Raw genomic sequence first — 24,263 nt, 5'->3', positions numbered from 1 at the left:
TGTCAGAGGTTGCCCAGGACCCGAGTGGCGGTGATCTCTATGACGACGCGGTTCGGGTTCGGGCGCGGCGGCTTGTAGCGGGCGGTGTAGAGGTCCTCCGCGTGCGCGACGGAGGCCGGGTCGGTCCGCAGGACGGCGCGGCCCTCGATGGTCGACCAGCGGCGGCCGTCCACCTGGGTGACGGCGACGGGCAGGCCGGAAGCGCCGGCGTCGCGAACGTGGCGGGCCTTCGCCGAGGAGGCCGAGGTGATCACACGTACGGTGCCGGCGTCCAGCGTCGCGCCGACGGGGACCGAGTGCGGGGTGCCGTCCCGGCGGAGGGTGACGAGGGTGCACAGGTGGCGTTCCCGCCAGAAGGCGATGAGCCGCTCGTCGGTGAGGTCCAGCCGGTGTCGTCCGTCCACTGGAGGAAGCCTATCCGGACTGGCCGGATACGACGGAGTTATGATTAGTTAGCGTAAGAAACTATCTGAGACGGGGAGGGGGCGGCGTGCCGTCCAAGCACTATTCGTGGATCGCGCTGAGCAACACGACGCTGGGCATGCTGTTGGCCACGGTCAACTCATCGATCGTGATCATCTCGCTGCCGGCGATCTTCCGCGGCATCCATCTGAACCCCCTCGAACCGGGCAATGTCAGCTACCTGCTCTGGATGCTGATGGGCTACATGCTCGTCTCGGCCGTGCTGGTGGTGACGCTCGGGCGGCTCGGGGACATGTTCGGGCGCGTCCGGATGTACAACGCCGGGTTCGCGGTCTTCACGGTCGGGACGCTCGTGCTGGCGCTCGACCCGCTGCACGGGGGCGCCGGTGCGCTCTGGCTCATCGGCTGGCGGGTGCTCCAGGGGATCGGCGGCGCCATGCTGATGGCGAACTCGGCCGCGATCCTCACCGACGCGTTCCCCGCCCACCGGCGCGGCATGGCAATGGGCGTCAACCAGGTCGCGGGGATCGCCGGGACGTTCATCGGCCTGGTCGCCGGTGGGCTGCTGAGCGAGATCAACTGGCGGCTGGTGTTCTTCGCCTCGGCGCCCATCGGGATCGTCGGGACGATCTGGGCGTACCGGAGCCTCGTCGAGACCGCCAAGCGGGCGGTGGGCGCCAGGATCGACTGGCTCGGCAACGTGACGTTCGCGGTGGGGCTGACCGCGCTGCTCGCCGCGATCACCTACGGCATCCAGCCCTACGGCGGGCACGACATGGGCTGGACGAATCCCTGGGTGCTCGCCGGGGTGATCGGCGGCCTCGCCGTCCTGGCGGTGTTCTGCTGGATCGAGACCAGGGTCGAGCAGCCGATGTTCCACCTGAGCCTGTTCCGCATCCGGGCCTTCGCGGCCGGCAACCTGGCCGGGCTGCTCGCCGCGATCTCGCGCGGCGGGATGCAGTTCATGCTGATCATCTGGCTGCAGGGCATCTGGCTGCCGCTGCACGGCTACGACTACGAGGACACCCCGCTGTGGGCGGGCATCTACCTGCTGCCGCTCACCGCCGGCTTCCTGGTCGCCGGGCCGCTCTCCGGGCACCTGTCCGACCGGCACGGCGCCCGCGCGTTCGCCTCCGGCGGGTTGGTGCTGTCGGCGCTGGCCTTCGCCGGGCTGCTGGTGATCCCGACCGACTTCGGGTACACCACCTTCGCGCTGCTGATCTTCCTCAACGGGATCGGCTCCGGGCTGTTCGCCGCCCCCAACACCACCGCGATCATGAATTCGGTCCCGGCGGACCAGCGCGGCGTGGCCTCCGGGATGCGCGCCACCTTCATGAACGCCGGCATGGTGCTGTCGATCGGCGTGTTCTTCTCGCTGATGATCGCCGGCCTGGCCGACACGCTGCCGAGGACGCTGACGCAGGGCCTGACCGAGCACGGCGTTCCGGCCGGGCCGGCCGCGCGGGTGGGCGAACTGCCGCCGGTCGGCACGCTGTTCGCGGCGTTCCTCGGATACAACCCGATCCAGAACCTACTCGCTCCGTTCCACGTGCTCGGCGGGCTCGCGCCGGACGACGTGGCCACGCTCACCGGCCGCTCGTACTTCCCGCACCTGATCTCCGAGCCGTTCCACCACGGCCTGGTCATCGTGTTCGGCCTGGCGATCGCGATGTCGCTGGTGGCGGCGCTGGTGTCGCTGCTGCGCGGGCGCCGGTACGTGCACGACGACGACGCCGTCGCCGACGAGCCCGCGCCGCAGAAGGCGGGGCGCGGCGCCGCCTGACCCGGCCCCGACCGAGAGCCCCCGGCCACCCCGCCCGGCCGGGGGCTTTCCGCCGGGCTCTTGACACTGTTCCGCAAACGTTTTCATACTCCTCGGCATGGGCGGTACGGGCACCGGCGGAGGCGCGACCGGGCGCCGCCGTGCCGAGGGCCCCCGGGCCTCGATCCGGGCCGTGGCGAGGCTCGCCGGGGTGTCGCCGTCCACGGTGTCGCGCGCCCTGAACAATCCCGAGCTCGTGAACGCCGAGACCCGGCGGCGCGTGCTCGAATGCGCCGAACGGCTGGGCTACCGGCCGAACCGGGCGGCGCAGTCGCTGGTCCTCGGGCGCACCCGCAACGTCGGCCTGATCGTCCCCGACATCGCCAACCCGTTCTTCGCGCCGTTCATCAAGGGCGTCGAGGCCTACTTCCGGGACACCGAGTACGCGGTGTTCCTGGCCGATACCGACGAGGACACCGCGACGGAGGTCCGGCTGGCCGAGGCCATGGTGGAGCGGGTGGACGGGCTGATCCTGTGCGCCCCGCGCATGACCGGGGCGCGGCTGCGCGCCGTCGCGGCCAGAACCGCCGTGGTGCTGGCGAACCGGACCAGCGGGGCGGCGCCCTCGGTCCTGCTGGACTTCCGGCCCGGCATGGAGCAGGCGGTCGCGCACGTCCACGCGCTCGGCCACCGCCGCTGCGCCTACCTCTCCGGCCCCGCCAACTCCTGGTCCAACCGGCAGCGGCGCAGGTTCCTCGGCGCCGCCTGCGCGGAACGCGGCATCGAGCCGGTGGACCTCGGCCCGTACGAGCCGCGCTTCACCGGCGGGTACCGGGCGGCGGACGAGGTGCTCGCCGCGGGCGTCACCGCGGTGTTCGCCTACAACGACCTGGTCGCGCTCGGCGTGCTGTCCCGGCTCGCCGCGCGCGGCGTGCCGGTGCCCGGCGAGCTCAGCATCGTCGGGTTCGACGACGTCCCGATGGCCTCGATGACCAACCCGCCGCTCACCAGCGTGGCCATGCCCGTCAACGCGCTGTCGCGGGCGGCCGCCGCGACCGTGCACGCGATGCTCGACCCCCGGGCGCCCAAGGCGCCTCCGCTGCCGCCGGCGACCGAGCTGGCGACCCGACTGCTGATCAGAGGCACCACCGGGCCGGCGTGACCGGCCCAGCCCGTAGGACCGCACGTCCTGCCTGGAGGATCCGCCATGAGAACTCCTCGATCCGCACTCCTCACCCTCGCCGCCGCCGGCCTGCTGATGACCGCCTGCGGGGCGCCCGACTCGGGCGGCGCCGCCTCCGAACCGGCCGCCTCGGACGTCCGGCTCCCGTCCAAGCCCGTCACCCTCAACATCATCGACGTCGCCGGCAACCTCCAGCTCACCCAGCAGATCTTCGAGAACTACAGGAAGGAGCACCCGGAGCTCGTCGGCAGGATCACCTACACCAAGGCCACCGCGCCCGAGCTGGCCGGCAAGGTCAAGGCGCAGCAGGACGCCGGACGCCTCGACATCGACCTCGTGCTGACCGGCACCGACGGCCTCTCCGCCGGCCTGGAGCAGAACCTGTGGGTCGACCTCGCGGGCAGGTACGCCGCCAAGCTGCCCGATCTGAGGTCGCAGTACCTGGAGCCCGCCGCCAAGATGCAGGACCTCGCGCAGGGCCGGGGCGTCGTCGTGACGTACTACCCCTCCGGCCCGCTGCTGGAGTACGACCCGAAGAGGGTCCCGGACCCGCCGAAGACGGCCGAGGCCCTGCTGGCCTGGGCGAAGGCGCATCCGAAAAAGCTGGAGTACGCCCGCCCGTCCAACTCCGGCCCCGGACGGACGTGGCTCATGGGCCTGCCCTACATCCTCAAGGACCCCGACCCCAAGGACCCCTCGAACGGCTGGCCCAAGACCTGGACCTACCTCAAGGACCTCGACCGGTACATCGAGTACTACCCGACCGGCACCTCGCAGACGATGAAGGAACTGGGCGAGGGCACCCGCGACATCATCCTCAGCACCACCGGCTGGGACATCAACCCGCGCGTCCTCGGCCAGGTGCCGAAGGACGTGCGGATCCAGCCCCTGGAGGGCTTCACCTGGGTCACCGACGCCCACTACATGGTCGTCCCGAAGGGCGTGTCCGGCGGGAAGCTCGCCGTCCTGCTCGACCTGGTGAAGTTCGCGCTCCAGCCGAAGCAGCAGGCGATCACCTACGACAGGGGCTACTTCTACCCGGGCCCCGCTGTGAAGGGCGTGACGCTCGACATGGCCCCGGCCGAGAGCCAGAAGGCGATCAAGGAGTACGGCCGCCCGGAGTACGACTCGCTCATCGCCGGCAGCCCCAAGGCCCCGCCGCTCGACGCCAGGGCGCTCGTCGCCGCCTTCGACCGCTGGGACCGCGAGGTGGGCGGGCAGAAGGTCAAGCAGTCATGACGCTCGGCACCGCGACGGAGCGGGACGCGCGGCCCGGGTTCGGGCGGCTGCGCCTGGACGGCGTCACGCGGCGGTTCGGGAAGGCGACCGCGCTGAGCGGGTTCGATCTGCTGATCGAGGGCGGCGAGTTCATCGCGCTGCTCGGACCGTCCGGATGCGGGAAGTCCACCGCGCTGAACTGCCTGGCCGGGCTGCTGCCGCTGTCCGGCGGCGCGATCTGGCTGGACGAGGAGCGCATCGACACGCTGCCGCCGGAGCGGCGCGGGTTCGGGATGGTGTTCCAGAACTACGCGCTGTTCCCGCACCTGTCCGTCCGCAGGAACGTGGCGTTCGGGTTGTCGGTGCGGCGGGTCGGGAAGGCGGAGACCGCGCGGAGGGTGGACGAGGCGCTGCGCACCGTCGAGCTGACCGAGCACGCCGGCAGGCTGCCCGGACAGCTGTCGGGCGGCCAGCAGCAGCGGGTCGCGATCGCCCGCGCGATCGTGCTGCGGCCGAGGCTCGTGCTGATGGACGAGCCGCTGTCCAACCTGGACGCCAAGCTCCGCGTGCAGATGCGCACCGAGATCCGGCGCATCCACCAGGATCTCGGACTGACCACCGTCTACGTGACGCACGACCAGGAGGAGGCGCTCGCGCTCGCCGACCGGGTCGTGGTGCTGCGCTCGGGACGGATCGAGCAGATCGGGACGCCCGAGGACGTCTACACCCACCCGGCCGGCACCTACATCGCCGGGTTCATGGGCTACCGGAACCTGCTGGAGCTGCCCGTCCTGTCGTCCGGCGACGGGACGGTCCGGCTCGGCGGCGAGAGCGGGCTGACCCTGACCGGGCGGAGCCGGCAGCCGATCGGCGGGCCGCGCGCGGTCGCGGCCGTCCGGCCGGAGGACTTCCAGGTCGCCGGGTCCCCCGACACGGCGACGGCCGAGAACCTCGTGAGGGTCCGCGTCGAGGTGGCGGAGTTCCACGGCCGGGAGGTCGCCGCCGAGGCCGTGACGGACGGCGGGCGCGTCATCCATTTCAGGACGCCGGAGCGGGTCGCGCCGGGGGAGCGGGTCGCGCTGACCGTCCCGCCCGAGCGCGTGCTCGTGTTCGGGGAGAGCGTGCGGGAGGCGGCGCGGGCGCTCGACCGACCCGCCGCCGAGGCGCTCGGGGAGACGGGGGCGCGCGATGGCGGTTGAGGCCCCCGCCCGCGGCGAGGCACGGATGCCCCGGCGCGGCGGCCTGCGGCACCGGCTCGCCGAGCGCGGCGTCGACCGCGTGCTGCTCCTGCTGGCGCCCGCCGTGCTCGTCGTCGCGCTGCTGTTCCTCTACCCGATGATGTACGGAATGGGGCTTTCGCTGCAGCCGAAGGACGGCGGCGGCCCGTTCGGCAACTACGCCGCCTTCTTCCGCGACTCCTACCAGCGCGGCACCATCGGCAAGACGCTCAGGCTGGCGCTGCCCGCCGCCCTGATCAACGTCGGCGCGTCGGTGCCGATCGCGTACCGGCTGCGCGGCCGGTTCCGCGGCCGGCGGCCGCTGACGGCGCTCCTCGTCCTGCCGGTGACGCTCGGCACGGTCCTGGTCGCGGACGGCCTGCTGCGCTACCTCGGCCCCAAGGGCTGGTTCAACCGGGTGCTGCTCGACCTCGGCGTCGTGGACGAACCCGTCCGGCTCGTCTACAACTACTGGGGCGTGCTGTTCTCGCTGCTCATCACCGGGTTCCCGTTCGCGTTCCTGCTGGTGCTGGCCTACATGTCGGGCATCGATCCGACGCTGGAGCGCGCCGCGGCCACGCTCGGCGCCGGGCCCTGGCAGCGGATGCGGCGGATCGTGCTGCCGCTGCTCGCGCCGGGGCTAGCGACGACGTTCGTGCTCGCGTTCGTGCTGGCGTTCTCGGTGTTCCCGTCCGCGAACCTCGTCGGCGAGCCGGCCGGGGAGACGCGGGTGATGGCGATCGCGGCCTACCAGGCGGCGTTCGAGAAGTACGACTACTCGATGGCCTCCACCATCGCCGTGCTGATGGGCGTGTTCGAGCTGCTCGTCATCGCGGTCACGCTGCTGCTGCGCGGCCGCCTCTACACCGGGCCCGCGTCGGGAGGTAAGGGATCATGACCGTCGTCTCGCGCCCGCGCCGGCCGCCGACGAGCAGGCCGGGCGGCTGGGCCGTCTGGCTGTTCGTCGCGTTCTTCCTGGTGAACCTGGCCGCGCTGATCCTGTCGGTGGTCGTGAACTCGTTCGGCACGAAATGGTTCGGCGGGTGGCTGCCGCAGGGCTTCACCGGCGCGTGGTACTCCGACGCCTGGGCGGAGTTCGCGCTCGGCGACGTGCTGACCGCGACGCTGGAGATCACGCTGATCGTGGTCGCGCTGTCGCTGCTCATCGGCGTCCCGGCCGGGTACGCGCTGGCACGGCGCGACTTTCCCGGCAAGCGGATCGTGACGGTCCTGCTGCTGCTCCCCGTGGTGCTGCCGCCGATCACCTACGGGATCCCGCTCGCGACCGTCCTGTACAAGGTGCACCTGGCCGGGACGATGACGGGCGTGATCGCGGCGAACCTCGTCCCGGCGCTGCCGTTCGTCGTGCTGGTGATGACGCCGTTCGTGGAGCAGATCGACGCGAACGTGGAGTCGGCGGCGCGGATGTGCGGCGCCCGCACCCGGCAGGTGTTCGCGCGGGTGCTGGTGCCGCTCCTGCTGCCGGGGATCCTCGCCGCCGGGATCCTGGTCCTCGTGCGGACCGTCGCCATGTTCGAGCTGACGTTCCTGGTGGCGGACGCCGACAGCCAGACGCTGGTCGTCGCGCTGTACAGCGCCGCGTTCACGCCCGGGATCCGCGCAGCCCAGGCCATCGACGCGATGGCCGTCATCTACATGGCCCTGTCGGCGGTGCTGCTGGTCATCGCCCTGATGTTCGTCAACCCGACGCAGATCGTCGCGCAGGTGAGGGAGGCCCCGGCCGAATGAGCGCTGTCCGGTTCGACTACACGGGGGAGCGGGTGCTGGTCACCGGCGCGGCGGGGCTGATCGGCCGCGCGCTGGTACGGCGGTTCGCCGACGCGGGCGCCGCCGTGCTCGCCGTCGACGTGGACGCCGGCGGCCTCGCGGTCCACGACGGCGACCCGCGGGTGGCGACGATGCCCGGCGACCTGGCCCGCGAGGACGTCGCCGACGCCGTCTTCGCCAGGGTCGCGCGGGACGGCGGCCTGGACGTGCTCGTCAACAACGCCGCGATGACCGGGCTGCGCACCCCGTTCATCGACATCGACGCCGGCGTCTGGGACGCGGTGATCGCCGCCAACCTGCGCTCGGCGTACCTGCTGTCGGTGCGGGCGGTCCGCCACTGGCGCGACGCCGGGCGCGGCGGGACGATCGTCAGCCTGTCCTCGCCGGGCGGATCCCGCGCGCACGAGGACCAGAGCGCCTACGACGTGACCAAGGCGGGAATCGAGGCGCTCAGCCGGGCGATCGCCGTAGAACTGGGCGGACTCGGCATCCGCGCGAACTGCATCGCTCCCGCCAGCGTCGGCGGGGAGGTCCGGCCCGCGACCGACCTCCCGGCCGGGCGCACCACCGCGCCGGAGGAGGTCGCGGACGCGGCGCTGTTCCTGGCGTCCCCGGCGGCGTCGCAGCTCAACGGGCACGTCCTTCGCGTGGACGGCGGCCTGCACGCGCGGCTGCGGACCGACCCGTCCGAGGAGCGGCGGCGCGAGTCCGAGGATGCGGGCCCAAGGCGGTGAAAGCGCGGACCGGCCGCCCGCGGTGGCGGGCGGCCGGTCCGGAACGCGCGGACGGGCGCGGGGTCAGACGCGCCAGGACTGGACGAGCGCGTCCAGCGTCACCTGGTCGTAGACGATGCCCTGGGCGCTCAGCTCCTGCGCGACCAGCTCGCCGTCGCCGTGGTGCTTGGCCAGCAGCCGGTACACCGCGTACGGGAACCAGTGGTTGTCGCTGATCCGCTGGATCTCGGCCTCGTCGCAGCGGTAGCCCTCGGCCCTGACCTCGGCGAGCGTCGCGGCGACGTCGCCGTGGCGGCGTTCGAGGATGTCGATGACGAGGGACCGCAGGTTCTCCGGCGGGGGCCCGGCGGGCGCGGCCTCCTCGGGGGCGGCGCCGTAGGAGCTGCGCCCGTTGAGGCTGCCGCGCGACGCGGCGCTGACCACGGCCAGCTCCGGCTCAGGCTCGGGGGCGGGTGCGGGTGCGGGCGCGGGCGCGGGCTCGGGGGCCTCGGTCGCGGCGGGGGCCGCGGCCGGAGCGGAGGCGGCCGGCGCGGCCGGGGCGGCCTCGCCCGCGGGCGCACGCTTGGCCTCGGCCCTGCCCGGGGTCCCGGACTCGATCGCCTTGCCGGAGTACCCGGGGACCTGGATCTGCGGGAACGGGCCGGTGTTGCGCAGCGGCATCAGCGTGATCTGGTTCAGCGTGACCGGCCCGGCGATCGCGCGCGTCTGCGGCTCGGGCTGCTTGGCCTCCTCCTCCTCGGTCTTCTGCGACACGTACCGGTGGAGCGTCCGCAGCAGGACGAACAGGCCGAGCATCGACACGATCGGAGGGACCGCGGCGGTCGCCTGGAAGGAGAAGGTCTTGTGGCCGACGTGGCCGACGTTGAAGATGAGGCTGGCCGTCCAGCCCGCGAGGGCGATGGTCAGCGGCAGGCAGAAGTCGAGCCAGCTCATCAGGGCCCGGCGCTTGATGACGAAGGCGTCGATGGCCAGCAGGAACAACCCGAGTTCACCGACGATGATGAACAGGTCGACCAGCAGGGGGAACGACTCGGCCTTCCAGCCCCGCAGGCCGTGTTCCAGGGCCCAGTGATAGAGACCGGCATAGGACTGGGCGAAGCCACCGGCGGTGGCGGTCAGGACCGCGGCCGCCATGAAGGCGATGGCCCCCCACCGTGTGATGACCTGTGCCCGGTTGGCAGCGCTCATGCGGCGTGTGCTCCCAGATTTCTCACAACTAAAAGTGATCGGTGGGAGACTATCCATTCCTTTGCCGTTTCGTGGGCGATTCGCATCACGTCTCGGTCCCGTTCCCCGCGAAACGGCGGGGCGCGCCGGGGGAACCTCGCAAAAAACCGCAGGCGGGAGCCGCCGCGGCGTCATAGCGGGAGCTCCCGCAGCGCCTTGGCGGGAGCCCCCCGCCAAGGCGCGCCGGTGCCTTGGCGGGGGGCCGGGATTCCGCGGGAGCGGTGACGGAATCCGGCCGTGGAACCCCGGTCAGGGCACCCGCAGGACGAAGTCGAACTTCGCGGTGCGTCCGCTGGGACCGGTCTGGACCTTCATGAGCAGCGCGGGGTCGTAGAGCATGTCGGAGCTGTTCCGGGGCTCGTTCGGGAAGTACAGCTGCGTCGTCAGGATCTGCTGGTAGGGGGCCTGGGCCTTGACGTGGATGTGCCGGGTGCGGCCGGGGTAGAGGCCGGGCACGATCGTCCTCAGGGCGAATCGTCCCGACGCGTCCGTGTATTGATGTCCACGTAGCGTATAGCCGTAATTGTCGTAATTGCCGTAATAGTCCGCCTGCCAGAAGTCGAGCAGGGCGTGGGCCACCGGCCTGCACGACGTCGAGTAGACGATTCCGGACACGGTGAGGGGCGTCCCCGGCATGCCGGGCGTCACGATCGACGCGCGCTCGGGGGAGCCGGGCTTGAAGTAGGGGCCCTCCATCTGCGAGTGCGTCGGGGAGTCGTCCCCGTCGTCGCACTTGGGCGTGGGGGTGAGCGGCTGCTGCTCCGTGCGGGCCTGCGCGGGCGCGGCCACCGCGGACACGGCGGTGGGCAGCGCGAGCGCGCCGATGCTCGCCGCGCCCGCGGCGACGATGAAGTTCTTGCGGCTGAGGCCGTTCTCCTGGCCGTCGCCGGCACCGGGGTGGCCGGTGCCGGTTTCCTGCTCGTCCGCTGGCATGGGGTTCCTCTCGGGGGTCGTCCGGGATCTTCCGGTTGGCGGGGCTCCCTGGGAGTCGAGTCCGCGACATGTATAAGCCGCCGGGGAGGGGGCGGTCTTGCCGCTGCGTGCCGTGACTTTGGCGGCGAGTGCCAAAGCCCGCCCGAAGCGTCGTACTGACTCGCTCATTGACCTTCCTGACGCGCCGTAGAAGCCTTGCGGGTGGCGTCCGAGACCCGCCCGCCGACCGGAGGAGCGTCATGCCCACGCGCGTTGACACCTCGGACCACCCTGCCCGCGACCAGGCGGACTTCTGGCGCCACCTGATCAGCTCGGCCTTCGGGCCGTTCCACGTGCAACCGCGCCTGCCCGGCGGGTTCGCCGCCCGGCTGAGCGGCCGGGCGCTGGGTCCGGTGGAGACCGGAGAGGTGTACGCGCCCGCGCACGCGGTGCGGCGCAGCGCCCGGCAGATCGCCCGCGACACCCGCGAGTGCTACAAGCTCGGCCTGGTGCTGCGGGGCTCGTGCGTGCTGCGGCAGAACGGCCGCCGGGCCGTGGTCGGGGCGGGGGACGTGGTGTTCTACGACCTCACCCGTCCGGTCGAGATCTCCTTCGACGCCCACCACATCTTCACCGTCGTGATCCCGCACAGCGCCGTCCCGCTCCCGCAGGAGCGCCTCGCCGCGTTCGGCGGCACCCTGCTCGGCGGGCGGGCCCGGACCGGGCGGCTCGTCTCGTCCTTCCTCGGCGCCCTGGCCGAGAGCGGCGCCGAGGACGCCGGCGGGGGCGACGCCGCGAACGGCGCCGGGCCCGCCGCGGGGGACGGGGCCGCGGCCGACGACCTGTTCGGCACGGCCGACGGGATCTACGCCCGCCACCTCGGCGGCGCGCTGGTCGAGCTGGTCACCGGCGCGGCCGGCGAGTGGCTGGGCGCGCCCTCGTGCCCGTCGCCGGAGGGAGCGGAGATGCTGCGGGCGATCGAGGAGTGGATCGAGGCGCGCCTGCACGACCCGTCGCTGAGCCCCGCCGCGATCGCGGCCGCGCACCACATCTCCGTCCGCCAGCTCTACCGGGTGTTCGCGCCGACCGGGACGACCGTCGCCCGGTACGTCCGGACCCGCCGCCTGGAGCACTGCCGCCGCGAACTCGGCGACCCGTTCCTCGGCACGCAGCGGATCGGCGCGATCGCCAACCGCTGGGGCCTGCCGGACGCCGCGGCCTTCAGCCGCGCGTTCCGCGCCGCCTACGGGCAGACGCCCAGCGCCTACCGCGCCCGCACCACCGGCATCCGGCGTGACGCCTAGCGCCGACGAATCCAGGCCGGGTGCGAATCGATTCCCGTATCCCGGGAACGCGAAGAGGAGGACCAGGAACGCGATGGAGGACGCGAGGGGGCGCCGCCGTGCCACGCCGGGAAAGCCGCGCCGTGGTGAACTGGAGACGATGCCTTCCGGCGTCGAATAGTCAGGCAGTCTGAGGAGCCGCGCCATGTCCTTGACCATGCAGCCGGGCCCGCTCGCCGGTTCGCCCGGCGACGAGGTCAACTTCACGATCGACGGGCCGGCGCACCGGTTGTTCATGCACGACTTTCCGCGCCGGGTACGTGCCCGGTTCGCGGGGGAGACGGTGCTGGACACCGAGCGCGGGAAGTTCTTGCACGAGACCGGGCTGCTGCCCGTGCTGTACGTCCCCGAGGAGGACGTGCGCTCCGACCTGCTGGAGAAGACCGCCCACACCACGCACTGCCCGTTCAAGGGCGACGCCGTGTACTGGACGGTACGCGTGGGCGACCGGGCGGCCGAGAACGCGGTCTGGGGATATCCGGATCCGAAGCCGGAGTCGGCGTGGCTGCGCGGGCACATGGCCTTCTACTGGGGCCGGATGGACGCCTGGTTCGACGAGGACGAGGAGGTCCACGGCCATCTGCGCGACCCGTTCCACCGCGTCGACGCCCGCGCCACGTCCCGGCGTGTGCGGGTGCTGCTCGACGGCGAGGTCGTCGCCGAGAGCGGGCGGCCGAAGCTGCTGTCGGAGACCGGGCTGCGCAACCGGTACTACATCCCGGCCGAGGACGTCCGCCGCGACCTGCTGACCCGCAGCGAGAAGCGGACCTTCTGCCCGTACAAGGGCGAGGCGACGTACTGGTCGCTGGCCGGCGCCGAGGACGCCGCCTGGTCGTACGAGGAGCCCCTGGAGGACGCGGCGAAGATCGGCGGATACCTGTCCTTCGACCACGAGGCCCTGACGATCGAGCCCCTGCCGCCAGGGCCGGCCTGACGTCCAGGGCCGGCGGCGCGGGGACGCCGGAGCGTAATGCACTCGCGGAGCGGCGGTCTCCTGCCGCATGATTTCGGCATGGTCGATACCTCCCTTTATGCGGCGTTCGTTGTCGCCGCCCTCGCGCTCTGCGTCACGCCCGGCCCCGACATGATGTTCATCGTCGCGATGGGCGGGCGCGGCGGCCCGGGCACGGGCCTCATGGCTGCGGCGGGGGTCGCCACCGGTGCCCTGACCCACGCGGTCGCCGCGACGCTGGGCCTCTCCGCCCTGTTCACCGCGCTGCCGGCGCTGTACCACGTGCTGCGCTGGGCCGGCGCCGCCTACCTGCTCTACCTCGCGATCAAGTCGTTCCGGGACCGCGGCGAATCCGGCGAGGAGGACGCGGCCCCCGTCGGCCCGGGGCGGCTCCGCGCGTTCTGGCAGGGCGTCGTCACGAACCTGCTGAACCCCAAGGTGATCCTCTTCAACATCGCCTTCCTGCCGCAGTTCGTGAACCCCTCCATGGGGCATCCGATGGTGCAACTGCTCGTCCTCGGGGTCACGCTCGTCCTGATCGGCCTTGCCGTGGACGGCTGCGTCGGCCTGCTCTCCGGCCGCCTCGCGAACCTGCTGCGGCGCAGCCGCCGCGTCGCCCGCGCCCTGAACATCTTCAGCGGGACCGTCTTCACGGGGCTCGCCGTGCGCCTTATCGCCGTCCCCAAGTGAGGGCCTGCGGGTTTACAGTTCAGGTAACCCTGAGCAAAGGAGGCGGCTGTTGGTACCGTACGCGGCGTCCTCTCCGCCTTCCGCGTTCTGGTCGGCGCTCGAACCCGAGCAGCGCACCGCTCTGCGCAACGCCGCGCGTCCCCGCACGTTCCCGGTCAAGGCGCCGCTCGTGTACCAGGGCGACGAGTCCGACCATGTGATCATCATCGAGCGGGGCTGGGCGAAGGTGACCTCCGCGACCGAGGACGGCCACGACGTGGTGCTGGCCGTGCGCGGCCCCGGCGACCTGCTCGCCGAGAGCGCGGTGCTCGGCGGGCGGCCGCGCGCCGCGACCGTCACCGCGCTGGCCCCGATCCGCGCCCTGGTCGTCCCCGCGGCACGCTTCACCGGGTTCCTGGACGCGCACCCGGACGTGTGGATGCTCGTCACCGGCACCTTCGTCCAGCGCATGGACGACTCCGACCGGCGGCTGACCGCCCACATCACGAGCCGGGGCCCGGAGCGCCTGGCGTCCCTGCTCGCCGACCTGGCGGAGCGCTCGGCCCACCACGCCCCGCCCGCCGAGGACGGGTCGATCGAGATCGGGCCGCCGCTGTCGCAGGAGGAGCTCGGCAGCTGGATGGACGCCTCCCGGGAGACCGTCGCCCGCGCGCTCAGCGGGCTGCGCCGCGAGGGCCTGATCCGCACCGGCTGGCGCAGGATCACCGTGGTGGACCTGGCCCGCCTCCGCGCGTTCGCCAAGGAACAGGACTGACGGCCCGCCCGTCCTCCCGCCCTAGGATTTCGGGCATGAGCGGTGACGGCTACCACCATGGCAACCTGAGGCGCGCCGTACTCGACGCCGCCATCGAGGCGATCGCCGAGGCGGGCCCGGCGACGTGGAGCCTGCGCGAGCTGGCGCGCCGCGCCGGGGTGTCGCACGCCGCGCCCGCCCACCACTTCGGCGACAAGGCCGGCGTGCTGACGGCCGTCGCCGCCGAGGGGTACACGCTGTTCGCCGACGCCCTGGAGGCCGCCGGGAGCGACCTGCACGGCGTCGGGCTCGCCTACGTGCGGTTCGCCGTCGAGCACCGGGTCCACTTCGAGGTCATGTTCGCGCCCGCGCTCTACCGCCCCGACGACCCGGAGGTGGCCGCCGCCCGCGACCGCGCCGGCCGGGCCCTCGCCGAGGGCGTCCGCGGCGCCGCGCCCGGCCGTGCCGCGGGGGACCGGACGGCCGGGATCGCCGCCTGGTCGATCGTGCACGGCTTCGCCCACCTGTGGCTGAGCGGCGCCCTGCGGGACCTCGGCGACGACCCCGTGAAGGCCGCCGACCCGGTCATCCGCCTCCTGTTCGAGCGGCCCGGGTCAGCGTGACGCGGCCTTCTCCTCGATCGCCGGCCGCTCGCCGTCGGATTCGACCGGGCGGCGTTCGGGGACGGCGGCCAGATCGGCCCGGAAGCGGCGGTTGAGGGCGGCGCGCATGCGTCCCATGGCGGTGCGGCCGCGGGGGCTGTCGATGCCGTCGACGGGCGGCGGGACGTCCAGGTCGGCGGCGGGGGCCGGGCGCGGATCGGTGATCGCGGCGATCGCCTCGTCCGGGAGCGGGCGCTCGACCTCGCTGAACTTCCCGTCCGGCGACTGGCGGATGACGCCGGTCTCCAGCCCGTGCTGGGCCAGGCCGAGGTCGCGGTGTTGCAGGCCGACGCAGATCCGGTAGGTGACGACGTAGGCCAGCACCGGTCCGAGGATGATGAGGAAACGGAAGAACCACGTCGTCCAGAACAGCGAGACGTCGAACTTGTGGGAGAGGACGTCGTTGCCGCCCGCGAGCCACAGCGCCCCGTAGAAGACCACGCCGCCGACGCCGATGCCGGTGCGCGCCGGGACGTCGCGGGGCCGGTCCAGCAGGTGGTGGATCTGCGAGTCGCCGGTCACCCAGCGTTCCAGGAACGGGTAGACGGCCAGGCCGGTGAAGAGCAGCCCGGGCACCACGAGGGCCGGGACGACCACGCTCATCGCGACGGTGTGGCCCCAGGCGCTGATCTCCCAGGACGGCATGATCCGCAGCGCGCCCTCCAGCCAGCCCATGTACCAGTCGGGCTGCGACCCGGCGCTGATCGCCCCGGGGTCGTAGGGCCCGAACAGCCAGATCGGGTTGATCTGGAAGAACGCGGCCAGCAGCGTCGTCACGCCCAGCACCCACAGGAAGAACGCCGTCGTCTTGGCGATGAAGACCGGGAAGAACGGGTAGCCGCGGACGGTCGTGTTCGAGCTGCCCTTGCCCGGGAACTGCGTGTGCGTCTGCCGCCAGGTCAGCACCACGGCGTGCAGCGGGATCAGCGCCGCCAGGATGCCGGGGATCAGCAGCACGTGGATGACGTACAGGCGCGGGATGATGTCGGTGCCGGGGTACTCGCCGCCGAACAGGAACATCACCGCGTACGAGCCGACCAGCGGGATCGACGCGAGCACGCCCTCCAGGATGCGCAGGCCCGTGCCGGACAGCAGGTCGTCCGGCAGCGAGTAGCCGAACAGGCCGTTCAGCATCACGAGCATGAACATGGCGATGCCGATCAGCCAGTTCAGCTCGCGGGGCTTGCGGAACGCTCCGGTGAAGAAGTTGCGCAGCATGTGCACGAGGATCGAGCCCATGAAGATGAGCGTCGACCAGTGGTGGATCTGCCGGACGAGCAGGCCGCCCCGCACGTCGAAGCTGATCTTGAGTGAGGAGGCGTACGCCTCGCTCATCTCCACGCCCTTCAGCTTCGTGTACGAGCCGTTGTAGACGACCTCGTGCATGCTCGGCTTGAAGAACAGCGTCAGGTACACCCCGGTCAGCAGAATGATCACGAAGGAGTACATCGCGATCTCGCCGAGCAGGAAGGTCCACTGGTCCGGGAAGGCCTTGCGCAGCGCCTTGCGCGCGAATCCGGTGGTGCCGAACCGCTCGTCCAGCGCCCGAACCGTGACGTCCACTCCCTTGGGCGGCCTCCGTGTGCCGGCCCGCGCCCCACCGGGCGCCGTCGTTCCCGCCATCGTCCGCATCCCTCCGTCGCGCTCTGGGCAGTCGCGCTTCTGGGGAAAAAGACCGACCTCGGCCGACAAATGTGACATTCCTGGATGTGGACCGCGTCACACGGCGAGGCGGTGACGCGCCGTCTCGGCGGGCGGGGGTCAGCGCGCCGGGACGGCGAGCCTGCCGCGGCGCAGGTAGCGCGGACGCCAGCGCGCCCGGTAGCAGAGCCGGATCGGCGGCGGGAGCAGCCCCAGCACGGCGCGGCGGGTGCCGTCCGGGGCGCCGTCGAGCAGCCAGGGCAGGAACACCCCGAGTCCGCGAAGCCCCAGCCCGCGACGGAACTCCACGTCGAAGGTGCCCCACTCGAACGGGGTGAGGGTCTCCTGGATCAGGGGCAGGGCGTTGGACTCCTTGAAGTCCAGCAGCGCGTCCACCGAGGCCCGCAGGTCGCGCGCGTACCCGGCGAACGCGGCGCGGTCGCGGTGCTCCAGCGCCGCGTCCACGCCGTCGATCAGCGGGACGGCCTTCAACGCCAGCGCCGCCATGGCGTCGAGGACCACGCCGATCCGACCGGGCCCGTCGGCGTCCTTGGCGTACATGACCGTCCAGAGGGCGTTCTTCTCGGCGCGGTCCTGGAGGCTCCAGTGGGAGGTGAACAGGGACCAGGTGCTCGCGGCCGAGGCCCAGCCGAGAGCGGAGCCGGGCCGGGCGGCGGTCCGCGCAGCCGCCGTCTCCAACCGGGCCGCGTCGCGGCGGAAGGCGTCGTAGGCGGCGTACAGCATCGTCAGGTCGAACTTCCTCGCCACGCTGTCCATGCCGCCTCCCACGCTCTCCGCGCTCGCGCCGTTCACAGAGATAGAGGGGCGGTACGCGCCCGGATGTGACGCGATACGGAGCCTGACTTTGTGTGATCTGCCCCACGGGCGACGGGATATGCGGGGGAGAGGGCGGTGCGGCCTGCCGGACGGCGGGCGCCGTCGCCGTCCGGCAGGGCCGCCCGTCAGGTCACCGGGTTGTCGACCAGGTAGACCTTCGGGGACGGCGCGTCGCACGTCGCGGGGGCGGCGCCGGGTGCGCCGTCGAAGGACAGTTCGGCGGCGGCCGAGCCGAGCCCGACCGAGACGCTCTCGGCGCCGGAGGAGGGGGTGAACGGGCCGGCGGTCAGCGTGCCGGTGCCGGGCAGCGGCACCGTGATCTGCCCGTCGCGCACCAGCGGCGTCCTCGGGAGGGCGATGCCGCCTGCGGGGATCACGTTCTGCCGGGCCGGCGTGCCGCCCTCCACCTCCAGGTTCAGGGCGGTGACCGTGCCGGACACCGAGCCGTAGCCCTTGTCGACCAGCCGGTTCACCGTACCGGCAGGGATCACCAGCGCGCCGCTCGCCTCGGTGAAGGAGAACGAGCCGCCCCGCCTGGCCACGAGCGGGATGCGGGCGCCGACCGCGATGCCGACGTCGAGCGGCTCGCCGCCGAGGGTGCACCTGTACGGGGAGTTGATGATGCCCACCAGCTCGTTCGACTTCGGCTCGGGGAAGTTCAGCGGGGCACCGGAGATCTTGGCGGGCGGCCGCCCCGGCGCACCGCCGACGCCGATCGTCAGCAGCGCGTTGCCGGCCGACGGCTTGCAGTCGGCCGTGATCGGCAGGCTGAACCCGGCCTGCGACTTCAGGTCCACCTCGGCGAACGCGTGGTCGAAGGCCAGCGTGACCTTGCCGCCGTCGGGCGCCTTGTACGGGCCGACGTCGAACGTCCCCGACAGGGGCAGGCCGACCTTGAGGGGCTTGCCGGCCTCGACCGGGATGTCCTTGATCTCGAACGGCTCGTCCTCGGCGATGTTGACGGCCGAGGGCGTGGAGTCGCTCGCGCCGATGGTGAGGTCGGTGACCCGGGCGTCGGCCCTGGTGATCCCCAGGATCGGGGCGAGTGCGGTCAGCCACTCGGGGAAGGTGATGCTCCCCGAGCCCTGGGTCAGCCAGAACTCCTGGCCGGGCCCGAGCTGGACGGGCGCCACGCCCTGCACGTCCACGTCCGTCGGCAGGTAGAACACCGGCAGCCCGGCGAGCGCGATCGTGCAGCCGATGGGCAGCTTGAACCGCCCGGTGTCGACGCCGATCCCGGGCACGTCCTGCGGGGGGAGCGCGTGCGCGGCGGGCGCCTGGACGAGGGCGAGGGCGAGGGCGGCGGCGCCCGCGAGGGCGGCGAGGCCGCGGCGCGGCCGCCCGCCGGAGCCCGGCGCGGCGGAATGTCGGAATCTCATGGGGCATCCCTTCAGAAGTACGTTCCTGTACTGATGGGTGCCGACATGGTGAACCCGGCCGTCCGGGACGCGATACGGAGGGCGTTGAGGAAAGCCGCGCCGTGATTGGCAGCCGCACATACAAAGGGCTGACCACCCCGAGGGAGCGTTGACCACCCGCCCGTTCCGGTACGTTGCTGGACGTTTCCAGCGCACGAGGAAGGGGCCGGGCATGGCTGTCGACGCGGCGGGGGCGGACATCGCCTCCCTGGTTCTGCGGGTGTCCGTGGGCGGCACGCTGATCGCGCATGGCTGGAACCACGCGTTCGGCGGCGGGAGGATCGAGGGCACGGCGGGCTGGTTCGCGTCGATGGGGTTGCGGCCGGGGCGGCTGCACGCGTTGATGGCGACCGGCACCGAGCTGGGTGCGGGCGTCCTGCTGCTGCTCGGGCTGCTGACGCCGCTCGCGGCCGCGGGAGCGGTGGGCACGATGGCGGTGGCGTTCGTCATCGCCCATCTCCGCAACGGCTTCTTCATCTTCCGCCCCGGGCAGGGCTACGAGTACGTCGTCATGATCATCATGGTGGCGTGCGCCCTCGGTGCGCTCGGCGGCGGCGCGGTCTCCCTGGACCGCGCCCTCGGAATCGAGGACGACCTGTCGGGCTGGACGGGCCTGGCCGTCACCGCCCTGGCCGGGGGGCTCGGCGCCGCCCTGCTGCTGGCAGCCTTCTGGCGCCCCGGCAAGCGCCCCGCCGAGACGCCGGAGGGCTGACGCGCGGTGCCCGCCCGGCCGGACCACGCCCGGGTCGGATAACGTCACGAGCGTGCGACCCTCGATCTCCGAAGAGCCCGAAGCGCGGTCGGAATCCCTTCATTCCGTCCTGGACCTGCTGGACCTGGAAGAGCTCGACCGGGACCTCTACCGGGGCGCCCTCGTCTTCGACGACCCGTACCCGCTGTACGGCGGGCAGGTCGCGGCGCAGGCGCTGCGCGCGGCGGGCGGCACCGTCCCGGAGGGGCGGCTGCCGCACTCGCTGCACGGCTACTTCCTGCGCGGCGGCGACGCGGCCCGGCCGACGATCTTCCGGGTGGACCGGGACCGCGACGGCCGCTCGTTCTCGGCGCGCCGCGTGGTGGCGCTGCAGGGCGGCGAGGTCATCTTCAACATGTCGGTGTCGTTCCAGCGGCCCGCCGACGACGAGGACCGGCAGGTGCACCCGGCGCCGCGGGTCCCGGGGCCGGAGAACCTCCCGGCCTCCCCGGTCCCGCGGCTGTTCTCCATGGAGAGCCGCGTGCCGCCGCAGCCCTACGAGGCGGCCGACTTCCCGACGCGGCTGTGGTCGCGCTGCACCGTGCCGCTGCCGGACGACGACCTGCTGCACGCGTGCGTGCTGACGTACCTGTCCGACATCTCCAGCGGGCTGATCGCGCTGCACGACGGCGCCGCCCGGTCGGGGTCCAGCCTCGACCACGCCGTCTGGTTCCACCGGCCGGTCCGGATGGACGACTGGGTGCTGATGGACCTCGTCCCGCAGACGGTCGCCGCCGGGCGCGGCTGGTACACCGGAACGATCCACACCCGGGACGGCGTGCTCGTCGCCAGTCTCACGCAGGAGACCCTCTTCCGCACGCCGCGCTCCTGACCCGTGCCGGGGCCGGCCTCCGCCCGCGCGGAGGCCGGCCGCGTGGCGGCTATCGCCAGGTGTCGTCGGCGGTACGGCTCGACGTGCCGGTCGTGTAGGTGCGGTTGGCCCCGCCCTCCCACATCACGGCCCCCGCGTCGGTCTTCTTGACGTACTTGTATTCGATCTTGGTGTTGGCGGGCAGCGTGACCGTCCCGTTCCAGACCGGGTAGCCGGACGGGGACAGCCTGACCGCTTTGGCCGTGTCCCACGAGCCGAGCGCCGGGGCGTCGCCGACGAGGTAGACGCTCGTTCCCCAGGTCGTGGCGGCGGTGACGTTGAAGGTGTCGGAGACGGTCCCGGGGTCGGAGGTGGGCGGCGGCGGGGTCTGCCCGGACCGGGCGTCCACGTGGATCGCGACGGCGCCGCCCGCGGGGATCGTCACGGTCGCCGTCCCGCCCGACACGGTGACGGCGGTGCCCTGGCAGCCGCTCGAACCGAGGCCGCCGGTGATGACGTCGCAGTAGACGCCGTCCGCGAGCCCGGTCCGGTAGGACGCGGTGGACGGGCCGGCGGAGTCGTTGAGCCCGATCCAGCCCTTCGAGCCACGGCTGAACCCGATGACGTTCCCCGCGGTGGCCGTGAAGTTGCCGACCGCCGTGGCGGACGCGGTCGCGTTGTGCCAGCCGACCATGCCCTTCATCCCGGTCGAGCGGGTGAGGCACTGCCAGCCGTTCGAGCAGTTCGCGCCGGTGACGAACCCGCGGGAGTCGGCGGGCGGCGACTGCCCGGCCGACGACCAGGTGAACCCGTCGTACACCGACGGCCTGCCGTAGGGGTAGGCCAGCAGGAAGTAGGTCGCGAGGGTGTAGTCGGAGCCGTTCTTGTAGTTGAGCGTGGACCCGTCCCGCTCGGTGTCGTGGTTGGTGATCATCGTGTGGGTCCGGGAGCCGTCCGCGTCAAGCGACCAGGACGGGATGCCCGACAGGTTCGACAGCGTCCCGTTCTGGAACTGCGTCTTCAGGCCCTGGGCGTAGGAGAAGCCGAGCACGTCGCCGTTCCCGGTGAAGGCCGACGGCCTCAGGTCGGCCGCGGCCGACCCGGGGACGATCTCCTGTGCGATGTAGGGCGCCCTCCCCTCGGCCGTGGTGGTGTGCAGGGCGCTCTTGACGGCGGCGAAGTCGCTCTGGGCGATGTGCTTGGCGGCGTCGACCCGGAACCCGTCCACGCCGAGGCCGATCAGGTCGTTGAGATATCCGGCGATCTTGTCGCGCACGTAGCCGGACTGGGTCTTCAGGTCCGACAGCGAGACCAGTTCGCAGTTCTGCACCTCTGAGGTGTTGTTCCAGTCGTCGATGCCCGCGTCGTCGTCGTTGCAGTACCCGTCGTTGGCGTGGTGGAAGTCGCCGTACCCGTAAGGGACGGCCGGGTAGGCGAACCCGCCGGGATCGAAGGTCGACCCGCCGTAGGTGCTGTTCACCGTGTTGTTGTGGCCCGCCATGTGGTTCACGACCGCGTCCACGTGGACGCGGACGCCCGCGTCGTGGCAGGCGGTGACCATGGAGGAGAACTGGGCGCGGGTCCCGAGCCTGCTGGTCAGCCCGTAGGAGACGGGCTGGTACACCTCCCACCACGGGTGGGGGCCGTCGTTGGTCGAGGCCAGGCTGACCGACTCGGCCGGCGGCGCGACCTGCACGGCCCCGTACCCGGCGGGCCCGAGGTGCTCGGTGCACGCGGCCGCGACGGACGGCCAGTTCCATTCCCAGAGGTTGGCGGTGACGTCGCTGTCGTTGAGGGAGGCGGCGGCACTGGCGGGGCGGTCGGGGAGCAGGGCGGCGACGGGCGCCGTCCCGACGAGGACGAGGAGGCCGGCGGCGAGCAGCGACCGGCGGCGGGGGGCTCTTGCGCGTGGGGCGTCGTTGGCAGACATTCGGCGAACTCCTGTCACAGGGCGCCTGGCGGGCGCCTGAAGGGGTGGGGGACGGCCGTCCGCGAGCAACGCGAGAATGCTCTCTTCTTGCAACTGGGTCAAGAGCTTGCGCAAGATTTCAATGAACTTGCAGAAAGACGGCAGCCTCAGGAGGCGGACGCCGCGTCGCGTCCGGCGAGGCGTTCCCGCTGGGGAACGACGGTGTACTTGGGGTCCTCGGCCGACTGCACGCCCGCGTGGAAGACGCCGAAACGCGTGCAGGCCGAACTCGCCAGGAGGGCCGCCCCGCTCAGCGCCGCCGCGGCCCGGCTGCGCCCGCCGAGCAGGACGCAGCCCGCGGTGCCCGCGGCGGAGAGGATCTCGCCCGCGCGCATGTAGGCCCCGCCCCTGCCGCGCTTGTACGGTTCGGCGGCCGGCCCGGCCCGGCGCTCCAGCACCTTCGCCGCGGCCAGTTCCAGGCCGGCGCCGAGCACGGCGGCGGTGCGCATCGGGGCGTTCTCCCGGACGGGCGCGGCGACCAGCGCCATGCCTGCCGCCGCGGCGGCGGCCGAGCCGACGAAGACGAACGGCAGCTCGCGGTGCGCCTCGTGCCAGGCGGGGACGGCGGTGTCGGCAGCGAGCACGGCGGTGTAGGCGGCGACGGCAGGGCCGAGCACGGCGGCTCCGGCGGTGGCGGCGCGTCCGAGGCGCGGGAACAGCCCGGTCACCTCCAGCGCGGCGGCGGCGCCCGCGGCGGGGCCGTAGGCGGCCAGCAGCCAGGAGCCGACGCTCATCGGCGACGTCGGCTTCATGACGCGCAGCATGTTGTAGAACCGCTCCGGGCGCCCGAGGTCGTGGACGAGCGCGGCCGTGGACCCGCAGATGGCGGCCAGCGAGGAGATCTTCAGCGCCCGCGCGGCCGCCGGCCGCCCGGTGAGCTGGGCGCCGGCGGCGAGCACCGACCCCGCGCCGGCCAGCCCGCCGAGGAAGAAGTACCCCGCGACGTCGAAGGACTTCCACACCGGCGGTTTCAGGATGGGCCTGCCGTAGTAGGAGGTGAACTCGGCCTCCGGCACCATGGCCTTCTCGCCGCGCCCGCCCCGGCGCCCTCCGCGCCGTCCCCGGCCGCGCAGCCCCTTGCCGATCTGGGCCTCCCGGCCGGGCCGTTCGCCGCGCACGCCCTCCTTGCCGACCTCCGACGAGCTCATCGCGCGCCCCCCTTGCGGCCGTGCGCGGCGAAGACGGCGGCGAGCCCGCCGAGCAGCGTGGCGGCGGCGACTCCGGCGTGCCGCCACATGGACGGCAGGTCGCGCGTGGTGACGACCGGGTCCGGTGGCAGCCCGTACACCTCCGGCTCGTCCAGCAGGAGGAAGAAGGCGCCGTCGCCGCCGACGCCGTCGTCCGGGTCGTGCCCGTAGAGGCGCGCGTCCTCGACGCCCAGGTCGTGGAGTTGGTCCACGCGCAGCGCGGCCCGCTCGCGGAGCTCGTCCAGCGGGCCGAACTGGATCGAGTCGGTCGGGCACGCCTTCGCGCACGCGGGTTCCTGCCCCACGCCGATCCGGTCGTAGCACAGGGTGCACTTCCAGACCCGCCCGTCGCCCTTGCGCTGGTCGATGACCCCGTACGGGCAGGCGGGCACGCAGTAGCCGCAACCGTTGCAGATGTCCTGCTGGACGACCACCGTGCCGAACTCGGTGCGGAACAGCGAGCCGGTGGGGCACACGTCGAGGCACGCGGCGTGCGTGCAGTGCTTGCACACGTCGGAGGCCATCAGCCAGCGCATGCCGCCCGCGCCCGGCGGCGCGCCGTGGTCGACGCCGGTCTCGTTCTGGCCGATCGGCTTGCTCTGCTCGATGAACGCGACGTGCCGCCAGGTGTCGGCGCCGAGGCCCTGGGTGTTGTCGTAGGACATGCCGGTGAACTCAAGGCCGTCCTCGGGGACGGCGTTCCATTCCTTGCACGCCACCTCGCACGCCTTGCAGCCGATGCACACCGACGTGTCGGTGAAGAACCCCATGCGGGGCGGGTGGTCGGCGTAGCCGGAGTCGGCGG

Annotated in this window: 23 protein-coding genes; 14 read left to right on the top strand and 9 right to left on the bottom strand. The window is 72.5% G+C overall.

The features are described 5' to 3' along the window. Window positions 1-2: 2 nt before the first annotated feature. On the bottom strand, window positions 3-404 hold the full coding sequence (locus BJ999_RS26645; RefSeq protein WP_179835809.1) for a PPOX class F420-dependent oxidoreductase: 402 nt from the start codon (window positions 402-404) through the stop codon (window positions 3-5). 86 nt (window positions 405-490) lie between these two features. On the opposite strand from BJ999_RS26645, the gene BJ999_RS26640 reads away from it, so the two are divergent. The 7 genes from BJ999_RS26640 (at window position 491) to BJ999_RS26610 (ending at window position 8,325) form a co-directional block, all read left to right on the top strand. After that, the gene (locus BJ999_RS26640) at window positions 491-2,206 is read left to right on the top strand and encodes an MFS transporter (protein ID WP_229810391.1); all 1,716 of its coding nucleotides are present in this window, start codon (window positions 491-493) and stop codon (window positions 2,204-2,206) included. Between the two features lie 97 nt (window positions 2,207-2,303). Next, complete coding sequence (locus tag BJ999_RS26635) at window positions 2,304-3,347, top strand: LacI family DNA-binding transcriptional regulator (protein ID WP_179835808.1); 1,044 nt, start codon at window positions 2,304-2,306, stop codon at window positions 3,345-3,347. Between the two features lie 45 nt (window positions 3,348-3,392). Next, a complete protein-coding gene (locus tag BJ999_RS26630) occupies window positions 3,393-4,607 on the top strand; it encodes an extracellular solute-binding protein (RefSeq protein WP_179835807.1) in 1,215 nt (404 codons plus the stop codon). Next, window positions 4,604-5,785 carry an ABC transporter ATP-binding protein gene (locus BJ999_RS26625; protein WP_179835806.1) on the top strand — a complete coding sequence of 394 codons (1,182 nt, stop codon included), beginning with the start codon at window positions 4,604-4,606 and terminating at the stop codon, window positions 5,783-5,785. The genes BJ999_RS26630 and BJ999_RS26625 overlap by 4 nt, the downstream gene beginning before the upstream one ends. Then, window positions 5,775-6,701: an ABC transporter permease gene (locus BJ999_RS26620; protein WP_179835805.1), complete on the top strand. Its 927-nt coding sequence runs from the start codon at window positions 5,775-5,777 to the stop codon at window positions 6,699-6,701. The genes BJ999_RS26625 and BJ999_RS26620 overlap by 11 nt, the downstream gene beginning before the upstream one ends. Next, window positions 6,698-7,552 (top strand): ABC transporter permease, encoded by an 855-nt coding sequence (locus BJ999_RS26615; RefSeq protein WP_179835804.1) that lies wholly within the window; start codon window positions 6,698-6,700, stop codon window positions 7,550-7,552. The genes BJ999_RS26620 and BJ999_RS26615 overlap by 4 nt, the downstream gene beginning before the upstream one ends. Further along, window positions 7,549-8,325, top strand: a complete 777-nt coding sequence (locus BJ999_RS26610; protein WP_179835803.1) for an SDR family NAD(P)-dependent oxidoreductase — start codon at window positions 7,549-7,551, stop codon at window positions 8,323-8,325. The genes BJ999_RS26615 and BJ999_RS26610 overlap by 4 nt, the downstream gene beginning before the upstream one ends. 63 nt (window positions 8,326-8,388) lie before the next feature. On the opposite strand, the gene BJ999_RS26605 is transcribed toward BJ999_RS26610, so the two are convergent. Continuing rightward, window positions 8,389-9,513 carry a DUF2637 domain-containing protein gene (locus BJ999_RS26605; RefSeq protein WP_179835802.1) on the bottom strand — a complete coding sequence of 375 codons (1,125 nt, stop codon included), beginning with the start codon at window positions 9,511-9,513 and terminating at the stop codon, window positions 8,389-8,391. A gap of 288 nt (window positions 9,514-9,801) precedes the next feature. After that, window positions 9,802-10,485: a dioxygenase family protein gene (locus tag BJ999_RS26600; RefSeq protein WP_179835801.1), complete on the bottom strand. Its 684-nt coding sequence runs from the start codon at window positions 10,483-10,485 to the stop codon at window positions 9,802-9,804. 239 nt (window positions 10,486-10,724) lie between these two features. Here BJ999_RS26600 and BJ999_RS26595 point away from each other — a divergent pair, with 239 nt between their 5' ends. The 5 genes from BJ999_RS26595 (at window position 10,725) to BJ999_RS26575 (ending at window position 14,805) form a co-directional block, all read left to right on the top strand. Further along, window positions 10,725-11,768, top strand: coding sequence for an AraC-like ligand-binding domain-containing protein (locus tag BJ999_RS26595; protein ID WP_179835800.1), 1,044 nt, complete (start codon window positions 10,725-10,727; stop codon window positions 11,766-11,768). A 184-nt stretch (window positions 11,769-11,952) separates the two neighbouring features. Further along, the gene (locus BJ999_RS26590; RefSeq protein WP_179835799.1) at window positions 11,953-12,741 is read left to right on the top strand and encodes a DUF427 domain-containing protein; all 789 of its coding nucleotides are present in this window, start codon (window positions 11,953-11,955) and stop codon (window positions 12,739-12,741) included. A gap of 78 nt (window positions 12,742-12,819) precedes the next feature. Continuing rightward, on the top strand, window positions 12,820-13,449 hold the full coding sequence (locus BJ999_RS26585; protein WP_179835798.1) for a LysE family translocator: 630 nt from the start codon (window positions 12,820-12,822) through the stop codon (window positions 13,447-13,449). Between the two features lie 49 nt (window positions 13,450-13,498). Beyond that, window positions 13,499-14,203, top strand: coding sequence for a Crp/Fnr family transcriptional regulator (locus tag BJ999_RS26580; protein WP_229810390.1), 705 nt, complete (start codon window positions 13,499-13,501; stop codon window positions 14,201-14,203). 35 nt (window positions 14,204-14,238) lie between these two features. Beyond that, window positions 14,239-14,805: a TetR/AcrR family transcriptional regulator gene (locus BJ999_RS26575; protein WP_179835797.1), complete on the top strand. Its 567-nt coding sequence runs from the start codon at window positions 14,239-14,241 to the stop codon at window positions 14,803-14,805. Here the strand turns inward: BJ999_RS26575 and qcrB are convergent. From qcrB to BJ999_RS26560, 3 genes are all read right to left on the bottom strand, one after another. Next, complete coding sequence (qcrB, locus tag BJ999_RS26570; protein WP_229810389.1) at window positions 14,797-16,407, bottom strand: cytochrome bc1 complex cytochrome b subunit; 1,611 nt, start codon at window positions 16,405-16,407, stop codon at window positions 14,797-14,799. The two genes, BJ999_RS26575 and qcrB, sit on opposite strands and share 9 nt — an antisense overlap. A 198-nt stretch (window positions 16,408-16,605) precedes the next feature. Continuing rightward, window positions 16,606-17,262, bottom strand: a complete 657-nt coding sequence (locus BJ999_RS26565) for a hypothetical protein (RefSeq protein WP_179835795.1) — start codon at window positions 17,260-17,262, stop codon at window positions 16,606-16,608. Window positions 17,263-17,447: 185 nt separating this feature from the next. Then, window positions 17,448-18,701, bottom strand: a complete 1,254-nt coding sequence (locus tag BJ999_RS26560) for a hypothetical protein (RefSeq protein WP_179835794.1) — start codon at window positions 18,699-18,701, stop codon at window positions 17,448-17,450. A 211-nt stretch (window positions 18,702-18,912) separates the two neighbouring features. On the opposite strand from BJ999_RS26560, the gene BJ999_RS26555 reads away from it, so the two are divergent. Together BJ999_RS26555 and BJ999_RS26550 are read left to right on the top strand one after the other, a co-directional pair. Continuing rightward, on the top strand, window positions 18,913-19,452 hold the full coding sequence (locus BJ999_RS26555) for a DoxX family protein (RefSeq protein ID WP_179835793.1): 540 nt from the start codon (window positions 18,913-18,915) through the stop codon (window positions 19,450-19,452). 52 nt (window positions 19,453-19,504) lie between these two features. After that, entirely contained in the window at window positions 19,505-20,323 is an 819-nt protein-coding gene (locus BJ999_RS26550) for an acyl-CoA thioesterase (RefSeq protein WP_229810388.1), read from the top strand. A gap of 49 nt (window positions 20,324-20,372) precedes the next feature. On the opposite strand, the gene BJ999_RS26545 is transcribed toward BJ999_RS26550, so the two are convergent. From BJ999_RS26545 to BJ999_RS26535, 3 genes are all read right to left on the bottom strand, one after another. Further along, a complete protein-coding gene (locus BJ999_RS26545; protein WP_179835792.1) occupies window positions 20,373-22,232 on the bottom strand; it encodes a carbohydrate-binding module family 20 domain-containing protein in 1,860 nt (619 codons plus the stop codon). Between the two features lie 146 nt (window positions 22,233-22,378). Beyond that, on the bottom strand, window positions 22,379-23,419 hold the full coding sequence (gene nrfD / locus BJ999_RS26540; RefSeq protein ID WP_179835791.1) for an NrfD/PsrC family molybdoenzyme membrane anchor subunit: 1,041 nt from the start codon (window positions 23,417-23,419) through the stop codon (window positions 22,379-22,381). Beyond that, window positions 23,416-24,228: a 4Fe-4S dicluster domain-containing protein gene (locus BJ999_RS26535; protein ID WP_229810407.1), complete on the bottom strand. Its 813-nt coding sequence runs from the start codon at window positions 24,226-24,228 to the stop codon at window positions 23,416-23,418. Before BJ999_RS26535 ends, nrfD begins: the two co-directional genes overlap by 4 nt. Between the last annotated feature and the right edge of the window lie 35 nt (window positions 24,229-24,263).

The organism is Actinomadura citrea, from assembly GCF_013409045.1.
Lineage (GTDB): Bacteria > Actinomycetota > Actinomycetes > Streptosporangiales > Streptosporangiaceae > Spirillospora > Spirillospora citrea.
Note: the sequence above shows the minus strand (reverse complement) of the source record. Positions and strands in the feature narration are given on the sequence as shown.

Bases quoted from the DNA above. Each gene is read 5' to 3' on its own strand.
- BJ999_RS26635 (WP_179835808.1), top strand. From the start codon at position 2,304: ATGGGCGGTACGGGCACCGGCGGAGGCGCGACCGGGCGCCGCCGTGCC.
- BJ999_RS26630 (WP_179835807.1), top strand. From the start codon at position 3,393: ATGAGAACTCCTCGATCCGCACTCCTCACCCTCGCCGCCGCCGGCCTG.
- BJ999_RS26625 (WP_179835806.1), top strand. From the start codon at position 4,604: ATGACGCTCGGCACCGCGACGGAGCGGGACGCGCGGCCCGGGTTCGGG.
- BJ999_RS26620 (WP_179835805.1), top strand. From the start codon at position 5,775: ATGGCGGTTGAGGCCCCCGCCCGCGGCGAGGCACGGATGCCCCGGCGC.
- BJ999_RS26615 (WP_179835804.1), top strand. From the start codon at position 6,698: ATGACCGTCGTCTCGCGCCCGCGCCGGCCGCCGACGAGCAGGCCGGGC.
- BJ999_RS26610 (WP_179835803.1), top strand. From the start codon at position 7,549: ATGAGCGCTGTCCGGTTCGACTACACGGGGGAGCGGGTGCTGGTCACC.
- BJ999_RS26605 (WP_179835802.1), bottom strand. From the start codon at position 9,513: ATGAGCGCTGCCAACCGGGCACAGGTCATCACACGGTGGGGGGCCATC.
- BJ999_RS26600 (WP_179835801.1), bottom strand. From the start codon at position 10,485: ATGCCAGCGGACGAGCAGGAAACCGGCACCGGCCACCCCGGTGCCGGC.
- BJ999_RS26595 (WP_179835800.1), top strand. From the start codon at position 10,725: ATGCCCACGCGCGTTGACACCTCGGACCACCCTGCCCGCGACCAGGCG.
- BJ999_RS26590 (WP_179835799.1), top strand. From the start codon at position 11,953: ATGTCCTTGACCATGCAGCCGGGCCCGCTCGCCGGTTCGCCCGGCGAC.
- BJ999_RS26585 (WP_179835798.1), top strand. From the start codon at position 12,820: ATGGTCGATACCTCCCTTTATGCGGCGTTCGTTGTCGCCGCCCTCGCG.
- BJ999_RS26575 (WP_179835797.1), top strand. From the start codon at position 14,239: ATGAGCGGTGACGGCTACCACCATGGCAACCTGAGGCGCGCCGTACTC.
- BJ999_RS26565 (WP_179835795.1), bottom strand. From the start codon at position 17,262: ATGGACAGCGTGGCGAGGAAGTTCGACCTGACGATGCTGTACGCCGCC.
- BJ999_RS26560 (WP_179835794.1), bottom strand. From the start codon at position 18,701: ATGAGATTCCGACATTCCGCCGCGCCGGGCTCCGGCGGGCGGCCGCGC.
- BJ999_RS26555 (WP_179835793.1), top strand. From the start codon at position 18,913: ATGGCTGTCGACGCGGCGGGGGCGGACATCGCCTCCCTGGTTCTGCGG.
- BJ999_RS26545 (WP_179835792.1), bottom strand. From the start codon at position 22,232: ATGTCTGCCAACGACGCCCCACGCGCAAGAGCCCCCCGCCGCCGGTCG.
- nrfD (WP_179835791.1), bottom strand. From the start codon at position 23,419: ATGAGCTCGTCGGAGGTCGGCAAGGAGGGCGTGCGCGGCGAACGGCCC.
- BJ999_RS26535 (WP_229810407.1), bottom strand. From the start codon at position 24,228: ATGGGGTTCTTCACCGACACGTCGGTGTGCATCGGCTGCAAGGCGTGC.